We start from the raw sequence: 21,649 nt of genomic DNA, 5'->3' as shown, positions 1-21,649 counted from the left end.
GAGAGACCCCTCACCCGACCTGCTTCGCAGGCCACCCTCTCCCGCAAGGGGAGAGGGATCACAGGGCCGTCTCGCCCCCTCCACCGCTTCGCCCCCTCCCCCGTTTCACGGGGGAGGAGTGGCGCGATCAGGTGTTCGAGCCGGTCAGCATCGCCACCAGTGCGGCGGGGCCCAGCGTGGTGTTGAGGTCGGTGGCGGCTTGGGCGGCCTTGCGGGCTTTGGCGGCCTTGGCGTCGCGCTTGGCCTGGCCGTCGGCCATGGCGGCGGCCCACTTGGTCTTGTGAGCGACTTGGGGGCGCGGTTTGGGGAGCGGCATGGCGGTCTCCGTGGATCGCGGACAGCAGGCCACGGCCGGCCGCGCCCGTCCAATCACAACTCTGCGACACAGAGTTATGATCAGCCGCCGAAGATCCGCCGCAGCCAGCCAGGGATGCCGCGGCTGAGTTCGCGCTCCAGGTCGTCGTCTTCCGACGGCGGCGGGGCGCGGGGGACCGGGGCGCGGTCGCGGGCGATCAAACCCGCTTTCAGCCCCTGGCCGACGAAGTCGCGCCAGATCTGGGCCGGCAGGCCGCCGCCGGTAACGCCGTTCATCGGCGAGTGGTCGTCGTTGCCGACCCAGACCCCGACCACCAGGTCGCCGGTGAAGCCGACGAACAGGGCGTCGCGATGGTCCTGGGTGGTGCCGGTCTTGCCATAGGTCAGCTGGCCGGTGCGGGCGGCCCGGCCGGTGCCCTCCTCGACCACGGCGCCGAGCAGCTCGTAGAGGGCCGCGCGCTGGGCGGTGTCGAGCGGCTGGCTGGGCGGGGCCGCCTCGCCGGCCGGCCGCGGGCGGCCGTAGGGCGCGACCGGCATGTGGCCCGAGGCGACGGAAGCGTAGGCGCTGGTCAGCTCCAGCAGGGTGGTCTCGGCCGTGCCCAGCGACAGGCTGGCGTCGGTCGCCTTCAGCGGCGAGGTGATCCCGAGGTCGCGAGCGGCCTGGACCACCGCCTCGCCGCCGGCCGTCTGCCAGATGCGGGCGGCGATGATGTTGTTGGACTGGGCGAAGGCGTCGCGCAGGGTCATGTCCTGGCCCGCCTCGCCCTCGTAGTTCTTCGGGCTCCAGCCGTCGATGGTGACCGGGTCGCCGACCACCCGCATGTCGGTGTGGGCGCCGTCGCGCAGGGCGGCCAGATAGACGAAGAGCTTGAAGGCGCTGCCCGGCTGGCGCCTGGCCTGGACGGCGCGGTTGAACTGGCTGGCGGCGTAGGAGCGGCCGCCGACCATGGCCACCACCTTGCCGTCGGGGCGCATGGCGACCAGGGCCGCCTGCCCCGCCTTCAGCCGGCCGCCGGACTTGGCCAGGGCGCGGTTGACGGCCTGCTCGGCGCGGCGTTGCAGGCGGCCGTCCAGCGTGGTCGGAACCTTGACCTCGCCGTAGCGGGCGGTCTCGAAGGCGTCGGCGATCTGGGGCGAGACCCAGTCGGCGAAATAGCCGCCGACCGGCAGGCTGGCGCGCACGGCGCGGGCCCGCGCGCCGCGCGCGGCGACGGCCTGCTCGGGGGTGATGAACTTGACCTCGACCATGTCGGCCAGCACCCGGTCGGCGCGGGCGGCGGCGGCCTTGGGGTTGTCGACGGGGTCCAGGCGGCTGGGGGCGTTGACCATGCCGGCCAGGATCGCGGCCTGGCCGAGGGTGAGCTTCTCGGGCGGGCGGCCGAAATAGTGCCGCGAGGCCGCGCCCAGGCCATAGACCCCGTCGCCGAAATAGATGCTCGACAGGTAGCGGGCGAGGATCTCGTCCTTGGACAGGCGCAGCTCGAGCCAGACGGCGATCACCGCCTCCTGCGCCTTGCGGCGAAGGGTGCGCTCGTTGCTGAGGAAGGCGTTCTTGGCCAGCTGCTGGGTGATGGTGCTGGCGCCCTCGCGGGCCTTGCCGGCCTTGAGGTTGACGGCGGCGGCCCGGCCCATGCCCCAGACGTCCAGGCCGAAGTGATGGCGGAAGCGTCGGTCCTCGATGGCGATGAAGGCGTTGGGCACGTAGTCGGGCAGGTCGGCGACGACGACCGGGGCCTCCTTGTAGGCGCCGCGCCGGGCGAAGGGCTTGCCCTGCGCGTCGAGCAGCACGACAGCGGGGCTGGGCAGCGGCTCCAGCGAACGCGACAGCGGCAGGCTGACCCCGACCCAGACGAAGGCGGCCAGCAGCACGGCGAAGACGGCGCAGGCCAGGCCCGTCCAGCGCGGATGGCGGCGGACGAAGGCGGCGAAGCCCCGGGCCTTGGCGGCGACGAAGGCCGCGACGATCAGGGCCGCGTGCCGCGCCTTCACCGTCAAAGCTCGCCAGTCGAGATCGGCCACCCGGCCCCCGTTTCCTGTTCAGCCCGCTCCTGGATGGCAGGCAGTTGCGGCAGGAAAGCGTCCGGGAACGGTCAAGGTTGCCTGGCGCGGGTCGGAAGGCTCACGCCTGCAAGGCCATGAAGGCGTCGACCTTGTCGAGGGCGGTCAGGGGCGCGCGGACGGTGCAGACCAGGCCTTCGGGGCGGTAGTCGAGGGCGACCTCGCCGTCCAGTTCGCTGGCCAGGGCCAGCTCGATGATCCGCGAGCCGAAGCCGCGCCGGGTGGGCGTCTTGACCGGAGGCCCGCCGTGCTCGGTCCAGGTGATGACGAGGCGCGCGCCGGGTTCCGAGGCCCAGCCGACCTCGACCTCGCCGCCGGGAACCGACAGGGCGCCGTACTTCAGGGCGTTGATGGCCAGCTCGTGGAAGGCCAGGGCCATGACCACGGCCGGCTTGGGCGAGACCATCAGGTCGGGGCCGGCGATGGTCGCGCGGTGCTCGCCGCCGAGATAGGGCTTGAGCGAGCCCTCGACGATCTGGCGCAGGCTGGCGGCGGCCCAGTTCTCGTCGGTCAGCACGTTGTGGGTGGCGGCGATGGCCATCAGCCGGCCCTCGAAGGCGCGCCGCACGGCCGGATCGACCCCGGCGTTGCGCAGCGACTGGGCGGCGATCGACTGGACGATGGCCAGGGTGTTCTTGACCCGGTGATTGAGCTCGTTGACCAGCAGCTGGCGGTGGCGCTCGGCCAGCATGGCGGCGGTGACGTCGTGCGAGGCGGCCAGCACCCGCACCACCCTTCCGGCCTCGTCGCGGACCGGCGAGACGGTGGTGTCCCACCAGCGGACATTGCCCTTGGCGGTCGGGCAGAGGGCGCGGAAGAAGGCCGCGCCGCCGGCCAGGGCCTTGTTCAGGGCGTTCTCGACGGCGGGGCGGCTTTCGGGCGGCCACATGTCGGGCCAGTAGCGGTCGCGGTTGCGGCCGTCGAAGTCGTCGATCTCGAACAGCACCCGGCCGCGGCCGTTCATGTATTCGACGCGCCCCTCGGGATCGATGACGCGGATGCAGTCCTGGCTGGCTTCCAGCACGCTGTGGAAATAGGCCCCAGCGGCGGCCAGCACGCCTGCGTCCGTACGGTCCTGCGCCATGCCCCCTCCTTCGCTCCGCCCCCGTTTGGGAGCCAGAGTTGCGCGAGGCCGGGACGCTCGTCAAAGGCGCGTTCGGTGGGCGCCGTCAGAAGGAGATGCTGGGCGCATCCTCGGCGCAGGCTTCCATCAGTCCGACCATCGCGGCGGTGACGCGCGAGGTCTGGGCCATGCGGCGAAGGGCTTCGCGGGCGTGGGCGCTGTCGGCGATCTCCGCCTGGCGCTCCAACCGTTCGGCTTCTTTGAGATGATCGTTTTGGCTCGGCATGGGGTGATTGTTTACTGGAGATGAACGCCGTTCTCCATGCGACCGCGCGACGCAGTTCGGAGAACTTCGTTAGCGGTATCAGCACTTTAGTGTGTATTTGCACTAGGTGTACGATGCGCCGGGCATGCGGGGCCCGAAATGAAAACACCCCCGGACCCTGAGGGTCCGGGGGTGTCGTCCTGTTCCCCAACAGGACGGCGTCGCCCGCTGCCATCCGGCGCGGCGGCGTCGCCTCATAAACCGATGGTCGTCATTTCGCGGAAAGCCTTGCGCGACACAACGCGGCGGCCTGTCGCACACGCGGCAGGGGAAATTTCGCGCCGGTTCGCCAAAGGCGCTCTTGCCAAAAATGACACCGGTGGACATTGTGTCGCCCAACACGCGCCGGGCCAACGGCGGCAAGGACTCGGAGCTTGGCCTCCGAGTGGGGAAGGAAACCAAGGCGACGCTTGATTTCAGGCGTTCCGACCGCTCCCTATCCATGCCGCCTGCGTCCTCGCGTCGCGCAAGTTCAGGACCTGGAGTCAGCGTCGATGCCGCTCAGCCCCCTCACCCGCCGCCGCCTGATGGCGACCACCGCGGCCGCCTTCGCCGCCTCGGCGGGGCTGGCGCCGTTCAAGGCCCTGGCCGCCGAGGCCCCGGGCAAGGACGCGGCCTTGGCGACGATGAAGCGGGCCACCACCTTCATGGTCGAGAAGGTCGCCTACCAGGGCGGCTACGTCTGGAGCTACCTGCCCGACTTCTCGCGCCGCTGGGGCGAGATGGAAGCCTATCCGACGATGATCTGGGTGCAGCCGCCGGGCACGGCGACCATGGGCCACCTGTTCCTCGACGCCTATCACGCCACCGGCGACGAATACTATTACGAGGCCGCCAAGCAGGTGGCCGGGGCCCTGATCAAGATCCAGCACCCGGCGGGCGGCTGGAACTATCTGGGCGATCTGGCCGGCGAGCAATCGATCCGCAAGTGGTACGACACCATCGGCAAGAACGGCTGGCGGCTCGAGGAATTCCAGCACTACTACGGCAACGCCACCTTCGACGACGCCGGCACGGCCGAGAGCGCGCAGTTCCTGCTGCGGCTCTATGTCGAGAAGAAGGACCCGGCCTTCAAGCCGGCGCTGGACAAGGCCATCGGCTTCGTCCTCGACAGCCAGTACCCGGTCGGCGGCTGGCCGCAGCGCTTCCCGCTGAAGGACGAGTTCCATCATCACGGGCGGCCCGACTACACCGGCTTCATCACCTTCAACGACGACGTGGCCGGCGAGAACATCGAGTTCCTGATCATGGTCTGGCAGGCCCTGGGCGACCCGCGCGCCCTGCCGGCGATCAAGAAGGCCATGGACTGCTTCGTGGCCTGCCAGCAGCCGCAGCCCCAGCCGGGCTGGGGGCTCCAACACCGTGTCGCCGACCTGAAGCCGGCCGGCGCCCGCACCTATGAGCCGGAAGCCTTCGCCACCCACACCACCGCGGCCAACATCACCGCCTGCATGGGCTTCTACGAGCTGACCGGCGATCCGAAGTACCTGGCGCGCCTCTCCGAGGCGCTGGACTGGCTGGAGACCCTGCGCCTGCCGGTCGAGTATCAAAAGGGCCGGGCCTTCCCGACCTTCGTAGAGATCGGCACGGGCAAGCCGCTGTACGTGCACCGCACCGGCAGCAACGTCGTCAACGGCCGCTACTATGTCGACCAGAACCCCGAAAACACGGTGGCGCACTATTCGTCGTTCCGGGGGATCAACATCCCAGCCCTGCGCAGACGGCTGGAGACGCTGAAGGCCACGCCGCCCGAGGTCGCCAGCAAGGCCTCGCCGCTGAAGGCCGGCCGTCAGGCGCTGCCGAAGTACTTCACCCTCAAGGACGTGTCGGTGTCGGACCTCAATGTCGGGGCCCTGAAGGGCGACACGACCGCCAGCGCCCCCGACAAGGTCGCCGGCCTGATCGCGGCGCTGAACGAGGCCGGCTGGTGGCCGACCGAGCTGAAGGCGACCTCCAACCCCTATATCGGCGACGGCTCGGCGACCCCCGCGCCGGGAGACTTCAGCCGCACGCACGTGGGTGATGCGAGCGATACGTCGCCGTATGTGACCGACAAGCCGAAGATCGGGATCTCGACCGGCAGCTACATCGAGAACATGGTGACGCTGCTGAAGTACGTCGGGGCGGCGTAAGGACCCTCCCCCTGAAGGGGGAGGTGTCGGCGAAGCCGACGGAGGGGGATGTGGCTGTTGAGCCGGCGGATTTCACGACCGCAGCGGATCCTTCCCCCTCCGGCCCTCCGGGCCACCTCCCCCTTCAGGGGGAGGGTTTCTAGATCATCCCCAGCGGCAAAGTCCCGCGATCCAGCACCTTGCCGTGGAACTCCCTCAACGTCCCGCCCCAGGCGCGGCGCCGGCGGGAGAGCTCCAGCCAGTACATCCCCTGCCCAGCCGCGACGCCCGGCGCGATGGCGGCGCGTTCGACTTCCTGGGTGAAGGGGGCGAAGATCACGGGGTCGCCTTGCGTATCGGCCAGGAAGGCCATGGCGCGCTCGGGGGTCCAGCCTTCCAGGTGGACGCCCAGGTCCATACGAGCGCGGGCGGCGCGGAACAGGATCCAGTAGAGGCCGCCGATCTCGGCCAGGGCCTCGCCGTCGAAGGCGCCCGTCTCCCAGGCCAGGTGCTCGGCATAGACGGCCCAGCCCTCCATGGCGGCCGGACAGGCCACGCGGGTGCGATAGGGATGCGCGCCCGAGGCCTCTTCCAGCGGGATCTGCAGCATGTGGCCGGGGATCACCTCGTGGTGGACCACGGCCGGCAGGCTCCAGCTGGGGCGGCGGCGGATCTGCTTGAGGTCGAGATAGTAGGCGCCGGGCTTGGAACCGTCGGCCGAGGGCAGGTCGCGATAGCCTTGGCGGCCGGCGGCCTCGTCGGCGGGCGACATCCGGCGCACCGAGACGGCGTTCACCGCGCCGGGCAGGTTGGCGAAGGCCAGCGGCAGGCGCGCGCGGGCCTTGGCCAGCCAGGGCGCCATGTCGGCCACCGCGCGATCGCGGCCGGCGTCGTCGTCGCTGTAGAGAAAGCGCTCGTCGGCGGCCAGGGCGCGCAGGCGCTCGCCCACCCCGCCCTTCGTCAGGCCTTGCGCCTTCAGCAGGACGTCGGCGCGGGCGTGCAGGCTTCGGATCGTCTCGTCCAGCCGGCGACGGGCCTCGGCGGGCGCCAGCGCCGCGCCCAACTGGCCCTTCAGCGCCAGGGCGTAATAGGCCTCGCGGTCCTTGAAGCGGATCCCGGCGGCCTTGCCGGCGCGGGGCTTGAGGCTGGACAGGACCTGCGCCTGCCGCGCCAGGGCGGCGGCGACCGGCGGCGCGGCTTTGGCGGCGGACTCGGCCAGTCCCTTCTCCAGCCGGTCGAGCAGGAAGGCCGGCGGGACCACGCCGACGGCCGCGTCGTGGCGGATCTGGTCGGTCTCGGCGTCCAGGCGTCCGACGGTCGCGGCGACGGCGTCGGGCTTGGCGTCGGCCGCCTTCAGCCAGGCGCCGGCCCGGGTGGTGACGACATAGGGCCCGGCCGCGCCCGCGCCGAACGGGAAGCGACGCACGAGCTCGGCCTCGATGGCGACGGCGTTGCGGACGGCCTCGTAGTCGAGGTGGGCCTTGGACGAGAGGGTCGTAGGATCGAAAGCGGCCAGGGCCTTCAGGCGATCGGCGGCGCTCGCGACCTTGGGAAAGCCGTCGAGCAGGGCCTTCAAGGCCGCGTCATCGTTCTGGCGGGCCGACGCCGGCCCCGCCGCCAGACCGGCGGCCGTCAGCAGCATCATCCCGCGACGATCGATCATTCCCGGCCTCTCCCTTGCCGTTGTTGACCCCTGTCGTAGCGGGAAAGACACCGGTGTCCAGAGCGATCGGCGAAGATCACGCGATGCATCATCAGGTTGCATGAATCGGTAAAACCACCCAAAAGCTACTTCCGGAACCTTGGGGGAGGAACCGAGCATAGCCTCGGCCGCATCGCGCTCGGACCGACGCTCGAACCGACGCCAGTAGCCGCGTCGCGCGCTCCCCCGCTTGAAGTTCCGATCCTCCGGGCGGCCCAGGGCGGTCCCGAAGAGACAGTGACAGTCAGCGTCCGCGTCCAACGACCCGCGCGCGGCCCATGCGAGGCCGACGTTCCGCCATGGAGGTAAGACCGATGAAACACGCCACTCGCCGCGCCCTGACAGCCTCGCTGTTCGGCCTGGCCCTCGCCGCCACCGCCCCGGCCGTGGCCCTGGCCGGGGACGCCGCCCCGCAGCAGATCACCGAAGCCGAGGTTCTCGCCGCCGCCGACGCTTGGGGCAGAGGCCTGGTGTCCATCTCGGTCGCCTACAACGGCAAGCGGGAGAACCTGCCGCGGGCCAAGGCCGTGGCCAGCGCCTTCATCGACAGGGCCTACGGCTACAATCTGGGTCCGGTGCTGTTCAAGCCGACCCTGACCACCAAGCCCCACGTCTTCCGCCTGACCAAGGAGGGCGCGCTGTCCTACTTCGTCGACGACGATCCGGAATACAACGACGATGGCTTCGCGCTGAAGGAGCCGTGGCGCCGGGTGGTCTTCAAGCCGGTCGGCATCCAGATCAACGGCGCCGTCGCCAGCACCATGGGCACGGTGGAGCTGTACGTGAAGGGCCAGGACGACAAGCCCGCCGTGGTGGTCGACAAGACCTGGGTGTTCAAGAAGGACGACAAGGGCGTGGTGCGGATCATCGTCCACCACTCGTCCCTGCAGTTCAACGGGTACTGAGGCCCTGGCGGAACCGGCCCGTCGCGCTCGTCGATCGGGCGGGTCGGTTCCTGAGGGAGTTGGGGGTCGCGCTGCCGCTTGCAGCCCCCTCGCCCCTTCCAGCTAGTCGAAGTTCGTCGATCGCGAGAGCGCATCCCAGGCGTCGATCTCGGCTCGCATCAGGTCCAGCTTCTGCTCGACGACAGCCAACGCGTCCTCGCCAAGAAACAGCCGGGTCGGCGGCGCGTCGGATTCCACCAGCGTCAGCAAGGCCTGCGCCGCCTTGGCCGGATCGCCCGGCTGGCGTCCGCTCTTGGCCTGACGGGCCGAGCGGATCGGATCCATGATCGCGTCGTAGGCGGGGATGGTGCGCGGCGCACGGTCCATCGAACGACCGGCCCAGTCGGTGCGGAACTGTCCCGGCGCCAGGGCGGTCACGTGTACGCCCAGCGGCTTGACCTCCTTGCCCAGGGCCTCGGAAATGCCCTCCAGCGCGAACTTGCTTCCGCAATAGTAGGCGATGCCGGGCATGGTGATGAAACCGCCCATCGAGGTGACGTTGATGATGCGGCCAAAGCCGCGCTCGCGCATGCCTGGCAGCACCGCCTTGATCATCGCCACCGCGCCGAAGACATTGGCGTCGAACTGGCGGCGCAGATCGTCGATCGACGACTCCTCGACCACGCCTTCCTGGCCGTAGCCGGCGTTGTTGACCAGCACATCGACCGCGCCGAACCGGCGCTCCGCATCGGGAACCTGGGCGGCCACGGCGTCGAAATCGGTGACGTCGAGCAGCAGCGCATGAGCGCGCCCCGGCGCGAGCGCCTCGTGCTCCGACGCGGCTTGCGCGTTGCGGACCGTACCGATCACCACGTGGCCGGCCTGCAAGGCGGCGCTGGCGAAGGCGCGGCCCAGGCCGGAGCTGACACCGGTGATCAGAAACGTCTTGGTCGATGCGGTCATGGCAGGCCTCGAAGCCGTCGGATGGGAGAGCAGAATTTTATATCATGATATAATTTATTGACGCAAGACGCGGGGCGGGCCACCTTGGCCCCCATGGTCGAGATGTCGGTTCGAGAGCAAAAGCGGACACTGGCGCGAGAGGCGGTGCTCGACGCCGCCGAGCGCCTGCTCCGCGCCGATGGCGCCGCCTCGTTCTCGATGCGCGAGCTGGCGGCCGAGGCTGGCGTGAGCTTCGCCACGCCGTTCAATCAATTCGGAAGCAAGGCGGCGATCGCGCAGGCGCTGTCGGCTCGCCGGATTGGCTTGATGAGCGAGCGCTTTTCCGAGGCCGCGCCGGCCGGCGACGCGATCAGCCGGGTGCTCGCCGCCGTATCGATCGCGGTCGCCGTCATGCTCGAGGAGCCCCAGATCAACCGGGCGATCATTCGCTCGCTAGGCTTTCCCGGCGCCAAGCCGAGCGAGGTCAGCGCCCAATCGCGAGCCCTGTGGGCCACGGCGTTCGGCGATGGCGACGGCGTCGATCCCGCCTTGGCCGAGGTGGCCGCCGAACGTGCGCCCGAGCAACTGGCGATCGGCTTTCGCGGCTGCCTGTCCTTCTGGATCGCCGACGAGATCACCGATGCCCAGCTTCCCGAAAAGGCGCGAGCAACGGCCCTCACCATCCTGCTGGGCTTCGTCGAGCCCACCCGGCGCGCCGACCTGCTGCGGTCGTGAAGCGCGAAGAGAACCGGTGACAACGCTGTCACTGATCGCCTAGTTTGCCGACGGGGCGCACGAAGACGCCCATCTGTCTCGCGCTCCCGGAGGAAGCCTTGCCGTCCTGTCCGATCCTGGCCCTGCTGGCCGCCTCCGCCTTCGCCGCGCCCGCGATGGCGGCTGAACCTCTGGCGCCGATCCGGCTGAACCAGGTCGGCGTGCTGGAAAGCGCGGGCAAGCTGGCGGTGCTGCCGGAGGCCTCGGCCAAGCCCCTGGACTGGACGCTGGAGAACGCCGCCGAGCGCGTGGTGCTGAAGGGCCGGACGATCGTGGTCGGCGCCGACGAGGCCTCGGGCGAGCGCCTGCACCAGATCGACTTCTCGGCCGCCCCGGCCGGCGCGGGCTATCGGCTGAAGGCCGGCGGCCGGGCGAGCCGCCCGTTCGCGATCGCCGCCCATCCCTATGCGCGGCTCAAGCGCGACGCCCTGGCCTTCTTCTACCAGAACCGCAGCGGCATACCGATCGAGGCCCGGTTCGGCGACGATCCCAAGCTGGCCCGCCCGGCTGGCCACGCGCCGGACAAGGCGACCTGCTTCAACGGCAAGGACGAGCGCGGCCAGGCCTGGGCCGGCTGCGGCTACACCCTCGACGCCAGCAAAGGCTGGTACGACGCCGGCGACCACGGCAAGTACGTGGTCAACGGCGGCATCGCGGTGTGGACGCTGGTGAACTATCGCGAGCGGCTGGCGGCCCTGGGGCGCAAGGACGCGTTCGCCGACGGAAGCCAGCGCATCCCCGAGGCCGGCAACGGCGTCTCCGACCTGCTGGACGAGGCGCGGTGGGAGCTGGAGTTCCTGCTGGCCATGCAGGTTCCGGCGGGCACGACCATGGCCCTGCCGGTGGGTCACCAGGGCAAGGGTCCGCTGACGCTCACCAGCATCGACGCCTCGGGCATGGCCCATCAGAAGCTGACCGACGGCTTCTGGACCGGCGTGCCGACCGCGCCGCACGAGGATCCCGCCCCGCGCTTCCTCTATCACCCGACCACCGCCGCGACCCTGAACCTGGCCGCCGTGGCGGCGCAGTGCGCGCGGGTGTGGAAGGCGGTGGATCCGGCCTTCTCGGCCCGCTGCCTGAGCGTGGCCCGCTCGGCCTTCGCGGCGGCGCGGCGCAATCCGGAGATCTACGCCCACAGCCAGTTCACCGGCGGGGGCGGCTATGGCGATCCTGAGCTGTCGGACGAGCTGTTCTGGGCGGCGGCCGAGCTGTGGGCGACCACCGGCGAGGCCTCGTACGGCGAGATCGTGCGGGCTTCGCCGCACATGCCGGCCGCCGGCAAGCCCGCCCAGGCGCCGGGCTGGGGCTGGACAGCGACGCTGGGGGTGATGTCGCTGGCGATCTCGGACACGGTTCCCGCCGACGCCCGCGACGCGGCCCGCGCGGGCCTGGTCGCCGCCGCCGACGGCTACGCGGCCGAGGACCTGAAGGCCGGCTATCGCCTGCCCGACGCCGGGACGCGCTATTCCTGGGGGTCCAACGCGGTGATCATGAACCGCGCCATGGTGCTGGGGGCGGCCTACGACGTCACCGGCAAGGCCGCCTATCGCCAGGCCGCGGCCGACGCCATGGACTACGTGCTGGGCCGCAACCCGCTGGACCAGTCCTATGTGACGGGCTGGGGCGCGCGGCCGATGAGACATCCGCACCACCGCTTCTGGGTGGGCCAGGGCAAGTACCCCGCCCCGCCGCCAGGGGTGATCTCGGGCGGGCCCAACAACACCGCCTTCAGCGACGAGGTGGCCAGGAGGATGCAGGGCAAGTGCGCGGCCCAGACCTGCTGGGTCGACGACGCCGGCGCCTTCACCCAGAACGAGGTGGCGGTGAACTGGAACGCGCCGTTCTTCTGGGTGGCGGCGTTCCTGGATGAGCAGTGAAACACCTCTCCCGGAGGGGAGAGGGAGGGGCCCAGGCGACAGCCTGGGAGGGTGAGGGGTGACGGCGTCGGCCGCCTTCCTCTGAAAACAAGAGGTGAGTGATGGGACCGCGAGCGGCGTACCCCCTCACCCTCCCACGCCTTCGGCGCGGGCCCCTCCCTCTCCCTATGGGAGAGGTTGAGCGGTGAGCTCCGCGCACGAGCAGATCCGGGCGTTCAGCAGGTGGACGCCGGCCAGCATCAGGCCGCCGAGGCTGGTCAGGCCGGCTTCGGCCCAGTCGCTCATGGGGACGAAGGCGCCGGCGGTCATCAGGGCCAGGCCCCCGGCGGCCAGCGCCACCATCCGCGGCCGCCGCCAGTTGCCCGAGCGCGCCAGGGCGAAGACCGAGATCGGCGCGGCCATGGCCAGGAACAGCGGGTGCAGCCACTCGGCGTGCGACAGGTTCGCCGCCAGCGGCAGCAGGGCCGCCATCACCGGCAGGGCCAGGCAGTGCACGAGACACAGGCTCGAAAGCCCGATCGCCGCGCCGTCGAGACCCCGTTGCAGGTGGTTGTGGCGGGGCATGCGGAACTCCGGGTACGGCGGTCGAGGCGACTTAAATGTTATTACATAACACTCAGTCAAGAGGCGCCCGGCGGAATTTCCGCCAAGGCCTCCGCTGCGTCCGCTCCGTCCGACCCCGGGCGGGATCGTCCAAGTCGCGGGAAGCCTGATCGGCGATGGTCCGGCCGCGACCAAAGCGACTGGAGGACCCTCGCCATGCAAACGATCGATCGCTGGGCCGGCTCGCGCCGTGGCGTGCTGCTGTCGGGACTGGCGCTGGGCCTGGCCGCGCCGGCGCTGGCGCAGGCCGCTCCCGCCGGCGCCGTGAACGCCCCCACCCGCTACGTGCAGAGCAACGGCCGGCGCCTGGCCTACCGCTCGGTCGGCGAGGGAACGCCGCTGGTGCTGTGCACCCGCTTTCGCGGCAACCTCGACAGCTGGGACCCGCTGTTCCTGGACAGCCTGGCGCAGCGGGGTTTCCGGGTCATCACCTTCGACTATACGGGCCTTGGCCTGTCGACCGGCGAGAAGACGCTGAACCCGTTCTCCTGGGCCAAGGACGCCGGCGACCTGGTCGCCGCGCTGAACCTCGACAAGGTGGTGCTGCTGGGCTGGTCGCTGGGCGGGATCGCCGCCCAGGCGGCGCTGTCGATCTTTCCGGGCAAGATCAGCCACCTGGTGCTGATCGGCACGACGCCGCCGGGACCGGCGGCCAAGCTGGCCGAGCCGCTGTTCTACCAGGCCGCCGCCCGCGAGAACGACTTCGAGGACGAGGTGATCCTGTTCTTCGAGCCCAACAGCCCGGCCAGCCGCGCGGCGGCCCGCGCCTCGCACGACCGCATCGCCGCCCGCACCGCCGAACTGTCGCCGCCCGTGCCCTACCAGTGGGCCGCGCAGAGCCTGGGCGACGCGCCCAAGGCCAATCCGTTCCCCGCCCCGCCGATCCTGGAAATCCTGAAGACCACCACGATCCCCATCCTGCACATCGGCGGCGACCACGACCTGATCTGCCCGGTCGAGAACTGGTACGCCCTCAACGACCAGCTGCCGACCCTGCAGCTGCTGACCTACCCCAACGCCGGCCACGGCCCGCAGCACCAGCACCCGGTGTCGAGCGCCGCGCACATCGAGACGTTCGTGCGGCTGGGGTAGGCCCAAAACGAAAAACCCCGGCGGCCTCGCGGCCGCCGGGGTTCGTCAGTTCCAGTCGCGTGAAGGACGATCAGTCCTTGGCGCGTTCCTGATAGGTGTTGTCTTCGGTCAGGATGACCACGCGGGTGCCGACGGCGATGTACGGCGGGACGGTGGTCTTGACGCCGTTGCTGAGCAGGGCCGGCTTGTAGGACGAGCTGGCGGTCTGGCCCTTCACCGACGGTTCGGTGTCGACGACTTCCAGGATCATGGTGCGCGGCAGTTCGATGGCGATCGGCACCTCGTTGTGGGTCGACAGCTGGACCGTCATGTTCTCCTGCAGATAGGGCGCGGCGTCGCCGATCACGTCCTCGGAGGCCACGACCTGGTCGTAGGTTTCCGGGTTCATGAAGTGGTAGCCCTCGCCGTCCTGGTACAGGAAGGTGTGGTTGCGCTGGTCGACGAAGGCGCGCTCGACCTGCTCGGTGGTGCGGTAGCGTTCCGAAACCTTCACGCCGTCGCTGATGCGGCGCATGTTCAGCTGGGTCACCGGAGTGCCCTTGCCGGGGTGGATGTTGTCGACGGTCAGGACGACATAGAGCTTGCCTTCCATGTCGACGACGGCGCCCTTGCGGAGCGAGCTGGCGGCTACCTTCACGTGAGAGTCCTCGAAGATCGGGCGACGGCGCGTTCAAGACCGCGCGCGCGTGTATTGCAGATGAATCCGTGTGCCCCTCTATAGCGAACGGGGCTAGATCGCCAGCCCTTCCGTCGTTTCGCCCTTTCCGAGCCAGCCCGTGACAGCCCCCTCACCTTCTCCCTGGTGGAGCCCGCGCAAGCACCAGGACCGCCGGCCGTTCCTGCTGGCCCGCAACCGGATCACGGCGGCGGTGCGCGACTGGTTCGAAAGCCGCGACTTCCTGGAGATCGACGCGGCCTGCCTGCAGGTCTCGCCCGGCAACGAGGCGCACCTGCACGCCTTCTCGACCGAAGCGATCACCCTGGCCGGCGAGCGCGCGGCCCTGCACCTGCACACCTCGCCGGAATTCGCCTGCAAGAAGCTGCTGGCGGCGGGCGAAGAGCGGATCTTCAGCCTGGGCAAGGTGTGGCGAAACCGGGAACGCGGGCCGCTGCACCATCCGGAGTTCACCATGCTGGAATGGTACCGGGTCGGGCAGCCCTACGAGACGCTGATGGACGACTGCGCGGCCCTGCTGGCCCTGGCGGCGGAGACGGCGGGCACGAAGCTGTTCAGCTTCCGGGGCCTGGACTGCGATCCCTTCGCCGCGCCAGAGCGGCTGACGGTGGCGGAGGCCTTCGAGCGCCACGCGGGCGTCGACCTGCTGGCGAGCCTCGGCGAAGGCGGAGAGACCGACCGCGACGCCCTGGCGGCCTCGGCCACCGCGGCGGGGATCCGGGTGTCGGCCGACGACACCTGGGCCGACGTCTTCAGCCGGGTGATCGTCGAGAAGGTCGAGCCGAACCTGGGGATCGGCCGGGCGACCGTGCTGTGCGAATACCCCAACGGCCGAGGCGGCCCTGGCGCGGCCCAAGCCGTCGGACCCGCGCGTGGCCGAACGCTTCGAGCTCTATGCCTGCGGGGTGGAGCTGGCCAACGCCTTCGGCGAACTCACCGACGCGGCCGAGCAGCGCCGCCGGTTCGTGGCCGAGATGGACGAGAAGCAGCGCGTCTACGGCGAGCACTACCCCATCGACGACGACTTCCTGGCGGCCCTGGAGCACATGCCGGCCGCCGCCGGCTCGGCCCTCGGCTTCGACCGCCTGGTGCTGCTGGCTGCGGGCGCGCGGCGCATCGACGAGGTGCTGTGGGTGCCGGTGGCGGAGGTCTGAGCGCTCTTTTTCAGGCGGAATGTCGGTTCCGTCGGCGGCTGGGCGTCCTATGGTCCGGACAGACGCGGAAAGGGAGAGCCGCCATGAAGATCGTCACCAGCCTCAGCTTCAAGGGCGAGTGCCGCCAGGCCTTCGAGTTCTACGCCCAGGTGCTGGGCGGCAAGGTCACCGCCGCCATGCCGTTCGGCGACGGCCCGCCCGACATGCCGATCGATCCGAAATACAAGGACTGGCTGATGCACTGCTGGCTGGACGTCGGCGACCAGGCGCTGATGGGCGCCGACATGCCGCCCGAGTTCGCCCCCAACATCGACAAGCCCAAGAACGGCTTCGACGTCACCTTCCACACGCAAGACGCGGCCGAGGCCAGGCGGGTGTTCGACGCCCTGGCCGAGGGCGGCAAGGTGGGCATGCCGTTCGCGGCCACCTTCTGGTCGCCGGGCTACGGCAGCCTGACCGACAGGTTCGGCATTCCCTGGATGGTCAACACCATCCCGGGCGCGGACTGGCGGCCGGGGCAGTAACTTCCCAAAAAAGCTCGTCATCCCGGAAAGCCCGCAGGGCTTATCCGGGATGATGGCGGTGGGGGAGAGCGCCTATGCCTCCCGCCCCACTTCCGCCAGCAGCCAGTCGCGCACCTTGAGGATCCGCGTCAGCCGGGGCGCGTCGGCGCGCCAGACGACGTGGTGGCCGGTCTCGACCTCGACCTCGCCGGGGAAGGGACGAACGAGGCGACCGTCGCGCAGGTCGCGTTCGGAGAGGCCTTCGCGGGCCAGGGCGACGCCGATCCCTTGCGCGGCCGCGTCGAGCATCACCGAGGTGTCGTCGAAGGCCAGGCCCGTGATCATGGCCGGCGGCTCCAGCCCCATGCCCCGGAACCAGACGGCCCAGTGCACCCCGGTGTGGCGCAGCAGCGGCACGGTCAGCAGGTCGGCCGGACAGGTCATCGGGTGCTTTTCGAGGAACCCCGGCGAGCAGACGGGGAACAATCGCTCGCCCAGCAGCGGGATCGACTCCACATCCGCCCAAGGCCCGCGCCCGAAGCGCAGGGCGATGTCGACGCCGTCGGTGCGCAGGTCGGCCTTGCGGTCCTCGATGCGCAGCTGCAGGTCGGCCTCGCCGGTGTCGGCGGCCAGGCGGGCCAGGCGCGTGACCAGCCAGCGGCTGGCGAAGGCGGCGGTGGCGCTGACCACCAGCGGCCCCTCGAGGGTCTGGCGGGCGCTCTCGACCCCGGCCTTCAGGATCGACAGGGCCTCGGCCACGTGTTCGGCCAGGCGCCGGGCGGTGGGCGTGGGGACCATGCCGTTGCCCTCGCGCCGGAACAGGGCCGCGCCCAGATCTTCCTCCAGCTTGCGGATCTGCTGGCTGACCGCGCCATGGGTGACGTGCAGCTCGTCGGCCGCACGGCTGTAGCTGCGGTGGCGGTAGGCCGCCTCCAGGGCGACCAGGGCGCTGAAGGGCGGAAGGCGCAACGCAACCCATCTCCGTTAGCTGAACTCACAACCTGGCGCAGAAGCCATCGTTCGTAAAGCCCAGGTGAATTTGCGATTGTCTCCCTGCGGCCGCCCTCCCCTGCGACCGCATCTAACAGGACCACGACGATGAAACTGCTGCTTGCCGGCGGCGCCCTGGCGCTCGCCCTGATCGGCGCGATCGACCGCGCCCCCTCCTCGCCCTTCCGCGCCGAGCCCTGGCCCGGCAGCGTGCCGGTGCACAGCCCGCGGTGAGGTTGCTGTTCATTCTCTACCCCGTCGTCATCCCGGCCGGAGCGAAGCGTAGAGCCGGGACCCAGGGGCCGCCGCAATGCGTCGGCGACCGCTGGGGCGCTTGATCAAGGCGAACGCGCCCAGCCCCCTGGGTCCCGGGTCTGCGGTCCGCTTCGCGGCCCTCCGCCCGGGATGACGAGTTGAGGGTGAGACCGCGTTCCGCGCCCCCAGATTTGCCAACCTCGCCCGTTCGGCGCATATCCCCGGCGATCATGATCGCCGCCAAGACCATCCGCAGCGCCAGGGCCCTGGCGGACGCCGGCCTCGTCGCCGCCGAACGCCTACCGGCGCTGGAGCGCGTGGCCGCCCAGTACGCGGTGGCCATCACGCCCGACATGGCCCAGCTGATCGACGAGGCCGATCCGTTCGACCCGATCGCCCGCCAGTTCGTGGCGACCGAAGCCGAGCTGACCACCCTGCCCGCCGAGAGCGCCGACCCGATCGGCGACTTCGCCCACAGCCCGGTCGAGGGGATCGTCCACCGCTATCCCGATCGCGTGCTGCTGAAGCCGACCCACACCTGCGCGGTCTATTGCCGGTTCTGCTTCCGCCGCGAGATGGTCGGCCCCGAGGGGCTGAAGACCCTGTCGCCGGCCGAGCTGGACGCCGCCTTCGCCTATGTCGCCGCCCGCCCGCAGATCTGGGAGGTGATCGTCACCGGCGGCGACCCCTTCGTGCTGTCGCCGCGCCGCCTCGCCGACCTGATGGACCGGCTGGAGGCGATCGAGCACGTCAAGGTCGTGCGCTTCCACACCCGCATCCCGTCCGTCGATCCGCAAGCGGTGACGCCCGAGCTGGTGGCGGCGCTGAAGCGCGGCAGCAAGGCGGTTTATGTGGCCCTGCACGCCAACCACGCCCGCGAACTGACGCCCGCCGCCCGCGCCGCCTGCGCACGGCTGGTCGACGCCGGCGTGCCGATGATCGGCCAGACCGTGCTGCTGAAGGGCGTCAACGACGATCCGGAAAGCCTGGGCGCGCTGATGCGGGCGCTCGTGGAGACGCGGATCAAGCCCTACTACCTGCACCAGGGCGATCTGGCCCCCGGCACCAGCCACCTGCGCACCTCGGTCGAGGAAGGCCAGGCGCTGATGAAGGCCATTCGCGGCCGGTTCTCGGGACTGTGCCAGCCGACCTACGTCCTCGACATCCCCGACGGCCACGGCAAGGTTCCGATCGGCCCCACCTATCTGGACGACGGCGCGGTCGAAGACCCGCGCGGCCAGACCCACGCCTATCCCCCGAAAGCCGACTGACCCCATGGCCTGGACCCGCACCTACGACGAGGCCGAGCCTCAGCGCGTCAACAAGTGGCTGGCCCAGAGCGGGGTCTGCTCGCGCCGCGAGGCCGAGGCCCTGATCGGCCAGGGTCTGGTGACCATCGACGGCGAGGTCGTGGAAGACGCCGGCCGCAAGATCCTGCCCGGCCAGACCCTGGTGCTGAACGACGGCGCGACCGCCCAGCTGGGCGCGGCGATGACGGTGATGATCCACAAGCCGATCGGCATCGTCTCGTCCCAGCCCGAAGGCGAGCAGATCCCGGCCGTGCGCCTGCTGACCAGGGCCGCCCAGTTCGACCAGCCCGGCCCCGTGCCCGGCCGCGACAGCAAGCTGGCGCCGGTGGGGCGCCTCGACATGGACTCCCGGGGCCTCTTGATCCTGTCCGAGGACGGGGTGGTGGCCAAGGCGGTGATCGGTCCGGAGTCGACGCTGGAGAAGGAATACCGCGTCCGGGTGCGCGGCGAGCTGACCCGCGAGAAGATCGACTGGCTGCGTCACGGCCTGGAGCTGGACGGCCGCAAGCTGAAGCGCGCCGTCGTCGACCGCCTGGGCCAGGAGACCCTGCGCTTCGTGCTGACCGAGGGCCGCAACCGCCAGATCCGCCGGATGTGCTACCTGGTCGAGCTGGACGTCATCGACCTGTTCCGTCACCGCGTCGGCCCGATCGAGCTGGGCGACCTGCCCGAAGGCCGCTGGCGCCCGCTGACGGCCGCCGAGCGCGAGGCGCTGATCCGGGGCTAGCGCGGATCGACCTTTAACCGCTTGCCCCGATTTTCTACCGAGCATCCCCGCGAAGGCGGGGATCCAAGCCGAGCCTGCGGGTAGTCCACGGCCGCGCCAAATCCTGAAAATCAGCTTGGATCCCCGCCTTCGCGGGGAAGGTCGGCTTTTTTGGTCGCCGAAATTAGCTGAATATCGATCCGTCCCAGGCCCTCACTTGGGCAGCACGTGGACCACCGCGCGGCGGTAGCGGACGAACGACAGGCCGCCGGCCTTGGGCCGGTCCCTGACCTCGAGCACCAGGTGATAGACCTTCTCGCCGGGTACGGGCTGGGCGTTCGGCAGGACGATATCGGTCGCCACCGCGTCGGGGCTTGCGATGTCGGGCGGCGTCATCGGGAAGAGCGGCGGCGACGGGTCGCGATACCACCACCATCTGTAGCGCAGGGCGTCGCCGTCCGGATCGGTCGTGCCGGTCGCATCGAGCCTGATCTTCTCGCCGTACCTGACGGTGAGCTCCAGCGGCGCGAGCCCGCGATCGCCCTGCAGCACGACCCGCGGCGGATGGTTGGCCGTCTTGGGATCGCCTGCGAGCGTCCACTGGATGCGGTTGGCGAAGTCGTTCTGCGAGGCCTCGCGCCAGCGCCAGATCCCGACCCGGTTGCTGGTGTGCGTCTTGCCGTCGGCGCCGACGGCGGTGTCCTGGGTGTCGGCGTAGAGCCCTAGCCTGGCGCTCACCGCCCCGTACCGTCCGCCCCAGCCGCCGTATTCCGGATGCTCGGTGACGTTCAGACCGTTGGGGATCAGGTAGAGGAACGAGGGGCTGTCGCCCTCGATGGCGAACAGCGGCTTGGGATAGAGCCCGCCCAGCGGCCCCTGCCGGATGTGTTCGTCCAGCCAGGCCGGGCTCATCAGGCGGGTGTCGGGGCCGGGATCGGGGAATACGCTGTCGGCCGACATGCCCTGCCAGGCCGCCTGCGGATAGTCGCTGAAGGCGTGGATGCTGGCGATCCAGAACAGCTGCGGGAACCGGGCGCGGACCCAGGGGCCGGCATCGTCCTGGTCGGAGATGGAATAGACCCGCAGTTTGCCGACGAAGGCCGCGACCTGCTCGGGCGAGCGGGTCTTCTCCACGTGATAGAGCGCCTGGGCCAGGTCGACGGCCCCGCCCCAGACGCAGATCCACAGCGGCCGGTCGTCGGCCGCGTCGACGGCGTCGATGATCAGGCGGGAGGCCTCGGTGTCCTTGCCCTCGCCCACGCCCGCCAGGCCGTAGTCGGCGCGCCCGGCGCGGACCACCGACAGCAGCTTGTCGGCGTCCGGATAGCCCGCGGCGTGAACCCGCAGATTGGGCAGCGCCTGGCCGTAGCCGGCGATCACCCGGCGGATTTCCTCGGGATGGACGGCCGCCTTCTGCCAGGTCGAGGTGGTGGCGACCAGGCCGACGAGATCGATCTCGTTGCTGTAGAGCAGCGCGCGGACCAGCGACTGGGTGTCGTCGGGCTCGTTGAGCACGTCGGTGAGGATGACCGCCCGGGGCTTGACGACTGGCGGCGGGGCCGGCGCGGCGAAGGCCGGCAGGGCCAGGCCGAGAAGGGCGAGCGCCGCGGCGGCCCGCACGAGACGGCGGCGATGACTGGCGTGTCTCGGCATCCGGAAGCTCCCCCCCCTTGGTTCGGCGTCTGACGATCCCTCCGGACCGAGCGCGCCGGGCGGCTTGTTCGAGCGCCGCCGTCATGATTGGCGCGACGTTAGGAAGACCGGCGGCGGCGGGGCAAATTCAATCGGCTGATGCGGGCCATCATCCTGGTTGATGACCCCGGCAGACGGCGGGTCCCGCTCGCGGATCGCCATCGAACTCGCGCCTGTACCGAAACTTTCCGCCCATTTTTACAAGTTCGCCGGACGCCGTTTCAAAGCGGCAACATCGCCGCCACTTCGCATTGCTAGCCGTGCGGTCCCCTCAATTTCGGAGACCGACATGAAAGCCGTTCTCGCCGCGCTCGCCCTGAGCGTCGCCGCCGCCTTTTCCGCCCCCGCCCTGGCCCAGGGTCACGACCAGCACGGCGCCCAGGCGCCGGCCGCTCAGCAGCCGCAACAGCAGCGCCACGACGCCAAGCCGGGCAAGGAATCCAAGCAGGAACGCCACGTCCGCGCCTGCAAGGCCAAGTACCGCAACTACGACGTCAAGCGCGACGCCTATCGCGGTCAGGGCGGCAAATGGATCAAATGCCGCCTCTAGCAGTTTAGCTTGAGCGTCGGGTCGCCAGCGTCGGCGACCCGACATTTCGTACCCTCGCCTATCCCCG

20 protein-coding genes and 2 pseudogenes are annotated in these 21,649 nt (G+C 70.2%); 12 read left to right on the top strand and 10 right to left on the bottom strand.

Translation table 11 applies throughout. From position 1 onward, the window contains the following. Positions 1-127: 127 nt before the first annotated feature. The 4 genes from DMC18_RS02585 to DMC18_RS02570 all read right to left on the bottom strand — a co-directional run bounded on the left by DMC18_RS02585 (position 128) and on the right by DMC18_RS02570 (position 3,722). The gene (locus DMC18_RS02585) at positions 128-316 is read right to left on the bottom strand and encodes a hypothetical protein (RefSeq protein WP_110132673.1); all 189 of its coding nucleotides are present in this window, start codon (positions 314-316) and stop codon (positions 128-130) included. Between the two features lie 80 nt (positions 317-396). After that, positions 397-2,334, bottom strand: coding sequence for a transglycosylase domain-containing protein (locus DMC18_RS02580; RefSeq protein WP_233248044.1), 1,938 nt, complete (start codon positions 2,332-2,334; stop codon positions 397-399). 100 nt (positions 2,335-2,434) lie between these two features. Then, positions 2,435-3,457: a sensor histidine kinase gene (locus DMC18_RS02575; RefSeq protein WP_110120981.1), complete on the bottom strand. Its 1,023-nt coding sequence runs from the start codon at positions 3,455-3,457 to the stop codon at positions 2,435-2,437. Between the two features lie 85 nt (positions 3,458-3,542). Continuing rightward, positions 3,543-3,722 carry a hypothetical protein gene (locus tag DMC18_RS02570; RefSeq protein WP_110120980.1) on the bottom strand — a complete coding sequence of 60 codons (180 nt, stop codon included), beginning with the start codon at positions 3,720-3,722 and terminating at the stop codon, positions 3,543-3,545. Positions 3,723-4,255: 533 nt separating this feature from the next. On the opposite strand from DMC18_RS02570, the gene DMC18_RS02565 reads away from it, so the two are divergent. Next, positions 4,256-5,893 (top strand): pectate lyase, encoded by a 1,638-nt coding sequence (locus DMC18_RS02565; protein ID WP_110132672.1) that lies wholly within the window; start codon positions 4,256-4,258, stop codon positions 5,891-5,893. A gap of 139 nt (positions 5,894-6,032) precedes the next feature. Here the strand turns inward: DMC18_RS02565 and DMC18_RS02560 are convergent, their stop codons facing one another. Next, entirely contained in the window at positions 6,033-7,535 is a 1,503-nt protein-coding gene (locus DMC18_RS02560; RefSeq protein ID WP_158285842.1) for a DUF885 domain-containing protein, read from the bottom strand. A 353-nt stretch (positions 7,536-7,888) separates the two neighbouring features. Here DMC18_RS02560 and DMC18_RS02555 point away from each other — a divergent pair, with 353 nt between their 5' ends. Continuing rightward, complete coding sequence (locus DMC18_RS02555) at positions 7,889-8,479, top strand: hypothetical protein (protein WP_110120977.1); 591 nt, start codon at positions 7,889-7,891, stop codon at positions 8,477-8,479. A gap of 102 nt (positions 8,480-8,581) precedes the next feature. Here DMC18_RS02555 and DMC18_RS02550 read toward each other — a convergent pair whose 3' ends face one another. Next, positions 8,582-9,421, bottom strand: coding sequence for an oxidoreductase (locus tag DMC18_RS02550; protein ID WP_110120976.1), 840 nt, complete (start codon positions 9,419-9,421; stop codon positions 8,582-8,584). 93 nt (positions 9,422-9,514) lie between these two features. Here DMC18_RS02550 and DMC18_RS02545 point away from each other — a divergent pair, with 93 nt between their 5' ends. Together DMC18_RS02545 and DMC18_RS02540 are read left to right on the top strand one after the other, a co-directional pair. Next, a complete protein-coding gene (locus DMC18_RS02545; RefSeq protein WP_110120975.1) occupies positions 9,515-10,135 on the top strand; it encodes a TetR/AcrR family transcriptional regulator in 621 nt (206 codons plus the stop codon). A 98-nt stretch (positions 10,136-10,233) separates the two neighbouring features. Then, a complete protein-coding gene (locus DMC18_RS02540) occupies positions 10,234-12,051 on the top strand; it encodes a glycoside hydrolase family 9 protein (RefSeq protein ID WP_233245305.1) in 1,818 nt (605 codons plus the stop codon). Positions 12,052-12,216: 165 nt separating this feature from the next. On the opposite strand, the gene DMC18_RS02535 is transcribed toward DMC18_RS02540, so the two are convergent. Further along, on the bottom strand, positions 12,217-12,615 hold the full coding sequence (locus tag DMC18_RS02535) for a MerC domain-containing protein (RefSeq protein WP_110120974.1): 399 nt from the start codon (positions 12,613-12,615) through the stop codon (positions 12,217-12,219). Positions 12,616-12,810: 195 nt separating this feature from the next. Between DMC18_RS02535 and DMC18_RS02530 the strand changes: the two genes are divergently transcribed. After that, the gene (locus DMC18_RS02530; protein ID WP_110120973.1) at positions 12,811-13,746 is read left to right on the top strand and encodes an alpha/beta fold hydrolase; all 936 of its coding nucleotides are present in this window, start codon (positions 12,811-12,813) and stop codon (positions 13,744-13,746) included. A gap of 70 nt (positions 13,747-13,816) precedes the next feature. Here the strand turns inward: DMC18_RS02530 and efp are convergent, their stop codons facing one another. Continuing rightward, on the bottom strand, positions 13,817-14,383 hold the full coding sequence (efp, locus tag DMC18_RS02525) for an elongation factor P (protein ID WP_110120972.1): 567 nt from the start codon (positions 14,381-14,383) through the stop codon (positions 13,817-13,819). A gap of 139 nt (positions 14,384-14,522) precedes the next feature. Between efp and epmA the strand changes: the two are divergent. Both epmA and DMC18_RS02515 read left to right on the top strand, forming a co-directional pair. Continuing rightward, positions 14,523-15,576 (top strand): annotated as a pseudogene (epmA, locus tag DMC18_RS02520) (EF-P lysine aminoacylase EpmA). Positions 15,577-15,659: 83 nt separating this feature from the next. Beyond that, on the top strand, positions 15,660-16,100 hold the full coding sequence (locus tag DMC18_RS02515; protein WP_110120970.1) for a VOC family protein: 441 nt from the start codon (positions 15,660-15,662) through the stop codon (positions 16,098-16,100). A 72-nt stretch (positions 16,101-16,172) separates the two neighbouring features. Here the strand turns inward: DMC18_RS02515 and DMC18_RS02510 are convergent, their stop codons facing one another. Further along, entirely contained in the window at positions 16,173-17,048 is an 876-nt protein-coding gene (locus DMC18_RS02510; protein ID WP_110120969.1) for a LysR substrate-binding domain-containing protein, read from the bottom strand. A 129-nt stretch (positions 17,049-17,177) separates the two neighbouring features. Between DMC18_RS02510 and DMC18_RS27125 the strand changes: the two genes are divergently transcribed. The 4 genes and pseudogenes from DMC18_RS27125 to DMC18_RS02500 all read left to right on the top strand — a co-directional run bounded on the left by DMC18_RS27125 (position 17,178) and on the right by DMC18_RS02500 (position 19,361). Continuing rightward, on the top strand, positions 17,178-17,303 hold the full coding sequence (locus tag DMC18_RS27125; protein ID WP_255580250.1) for a hypothetical protein: 126 nt from the start codon (positions 17,178-17,180) through the stop codon (positions 17,301-17,303). A gap of 28 nt (positions 17,304-17,331) precedes the next feature. After that, positions 17,332-17,478 (top strand): annotated as a pseudogene (locus DMC18_RS27235) (hypothetical protein); the annotation flags it as partial. A 76-nt stretch (positions 17,479-17,554) separates the two neighbouring features. Beyond that, complete coding sequence (locus tag DMC18_RS02505) at positions 17,555-18,595, top strand: lysine-2,3-aminomutase-like protein (RefSeq protein WP_110120968.1); 1,041 nt, start codon at positions 17,555-17,557, stop codon at positions 18,593-18,595. Positions 18,596-18,599: 4 nt separating this feature from the next. Further along, positions 18,600-19,361 (top strand): pseudouridine synthase, encoded by a 762-nt coding sequence (locus DMC18_RS02500; RefSeq protein ID WP_110132670.1) that lies wholly within the window; start codon positions 18,600-18,602, stop codon positions 19,359-19,361. Between the two features lie 192 nt (positions 19,362-19,553). On the opposite strand, the gene DMC18_RS02495 is transcribed toward DMC18_RS02500, so the two are convergent. Then, positions 19,554-20,993, bottom strand: a complete 1,440-nt coding sequence (locus tag DMC18_RS02495; RefSeq protein WP_110120966.1) for a nucleoside hydrolase-like domain-containing protein — start codon at positions 20,991-20,993, stop codon at positions 19,554-19,556. 328 nt (positions 20,994-21,321) lie between these two features. Here DMC18_RS02495 and DMC18_RS02490 point away from each other — a divergent pair, with 328 nt between their 5' ends. Next, on the top strand, positions 21,322-21,582 hold the full coding sequence (locus DMC18_RS02490) for a hypothetical protein (protein WP_110120965.1): 261 nt from the start codon (positions 21,322-21,324) through the stop codon (positions 21,580-21,582). Positions 21,583-21,649 lie beyond the last annotated feature (67 nt).

The organism is Caulobacter sp. D5, assembly GCF_003185805.1.
Lineage (GTDB): Bacteria > Pseudomonadota > Alphaproteobacteria > Caulobacterales > Caulobacteraceae > Caulobacter.
The sequence above is the reverse complement of the archived record's forward strand: the minus strand, read 5'-3'. Positions and strand labels throughout refer to the sequence as shown.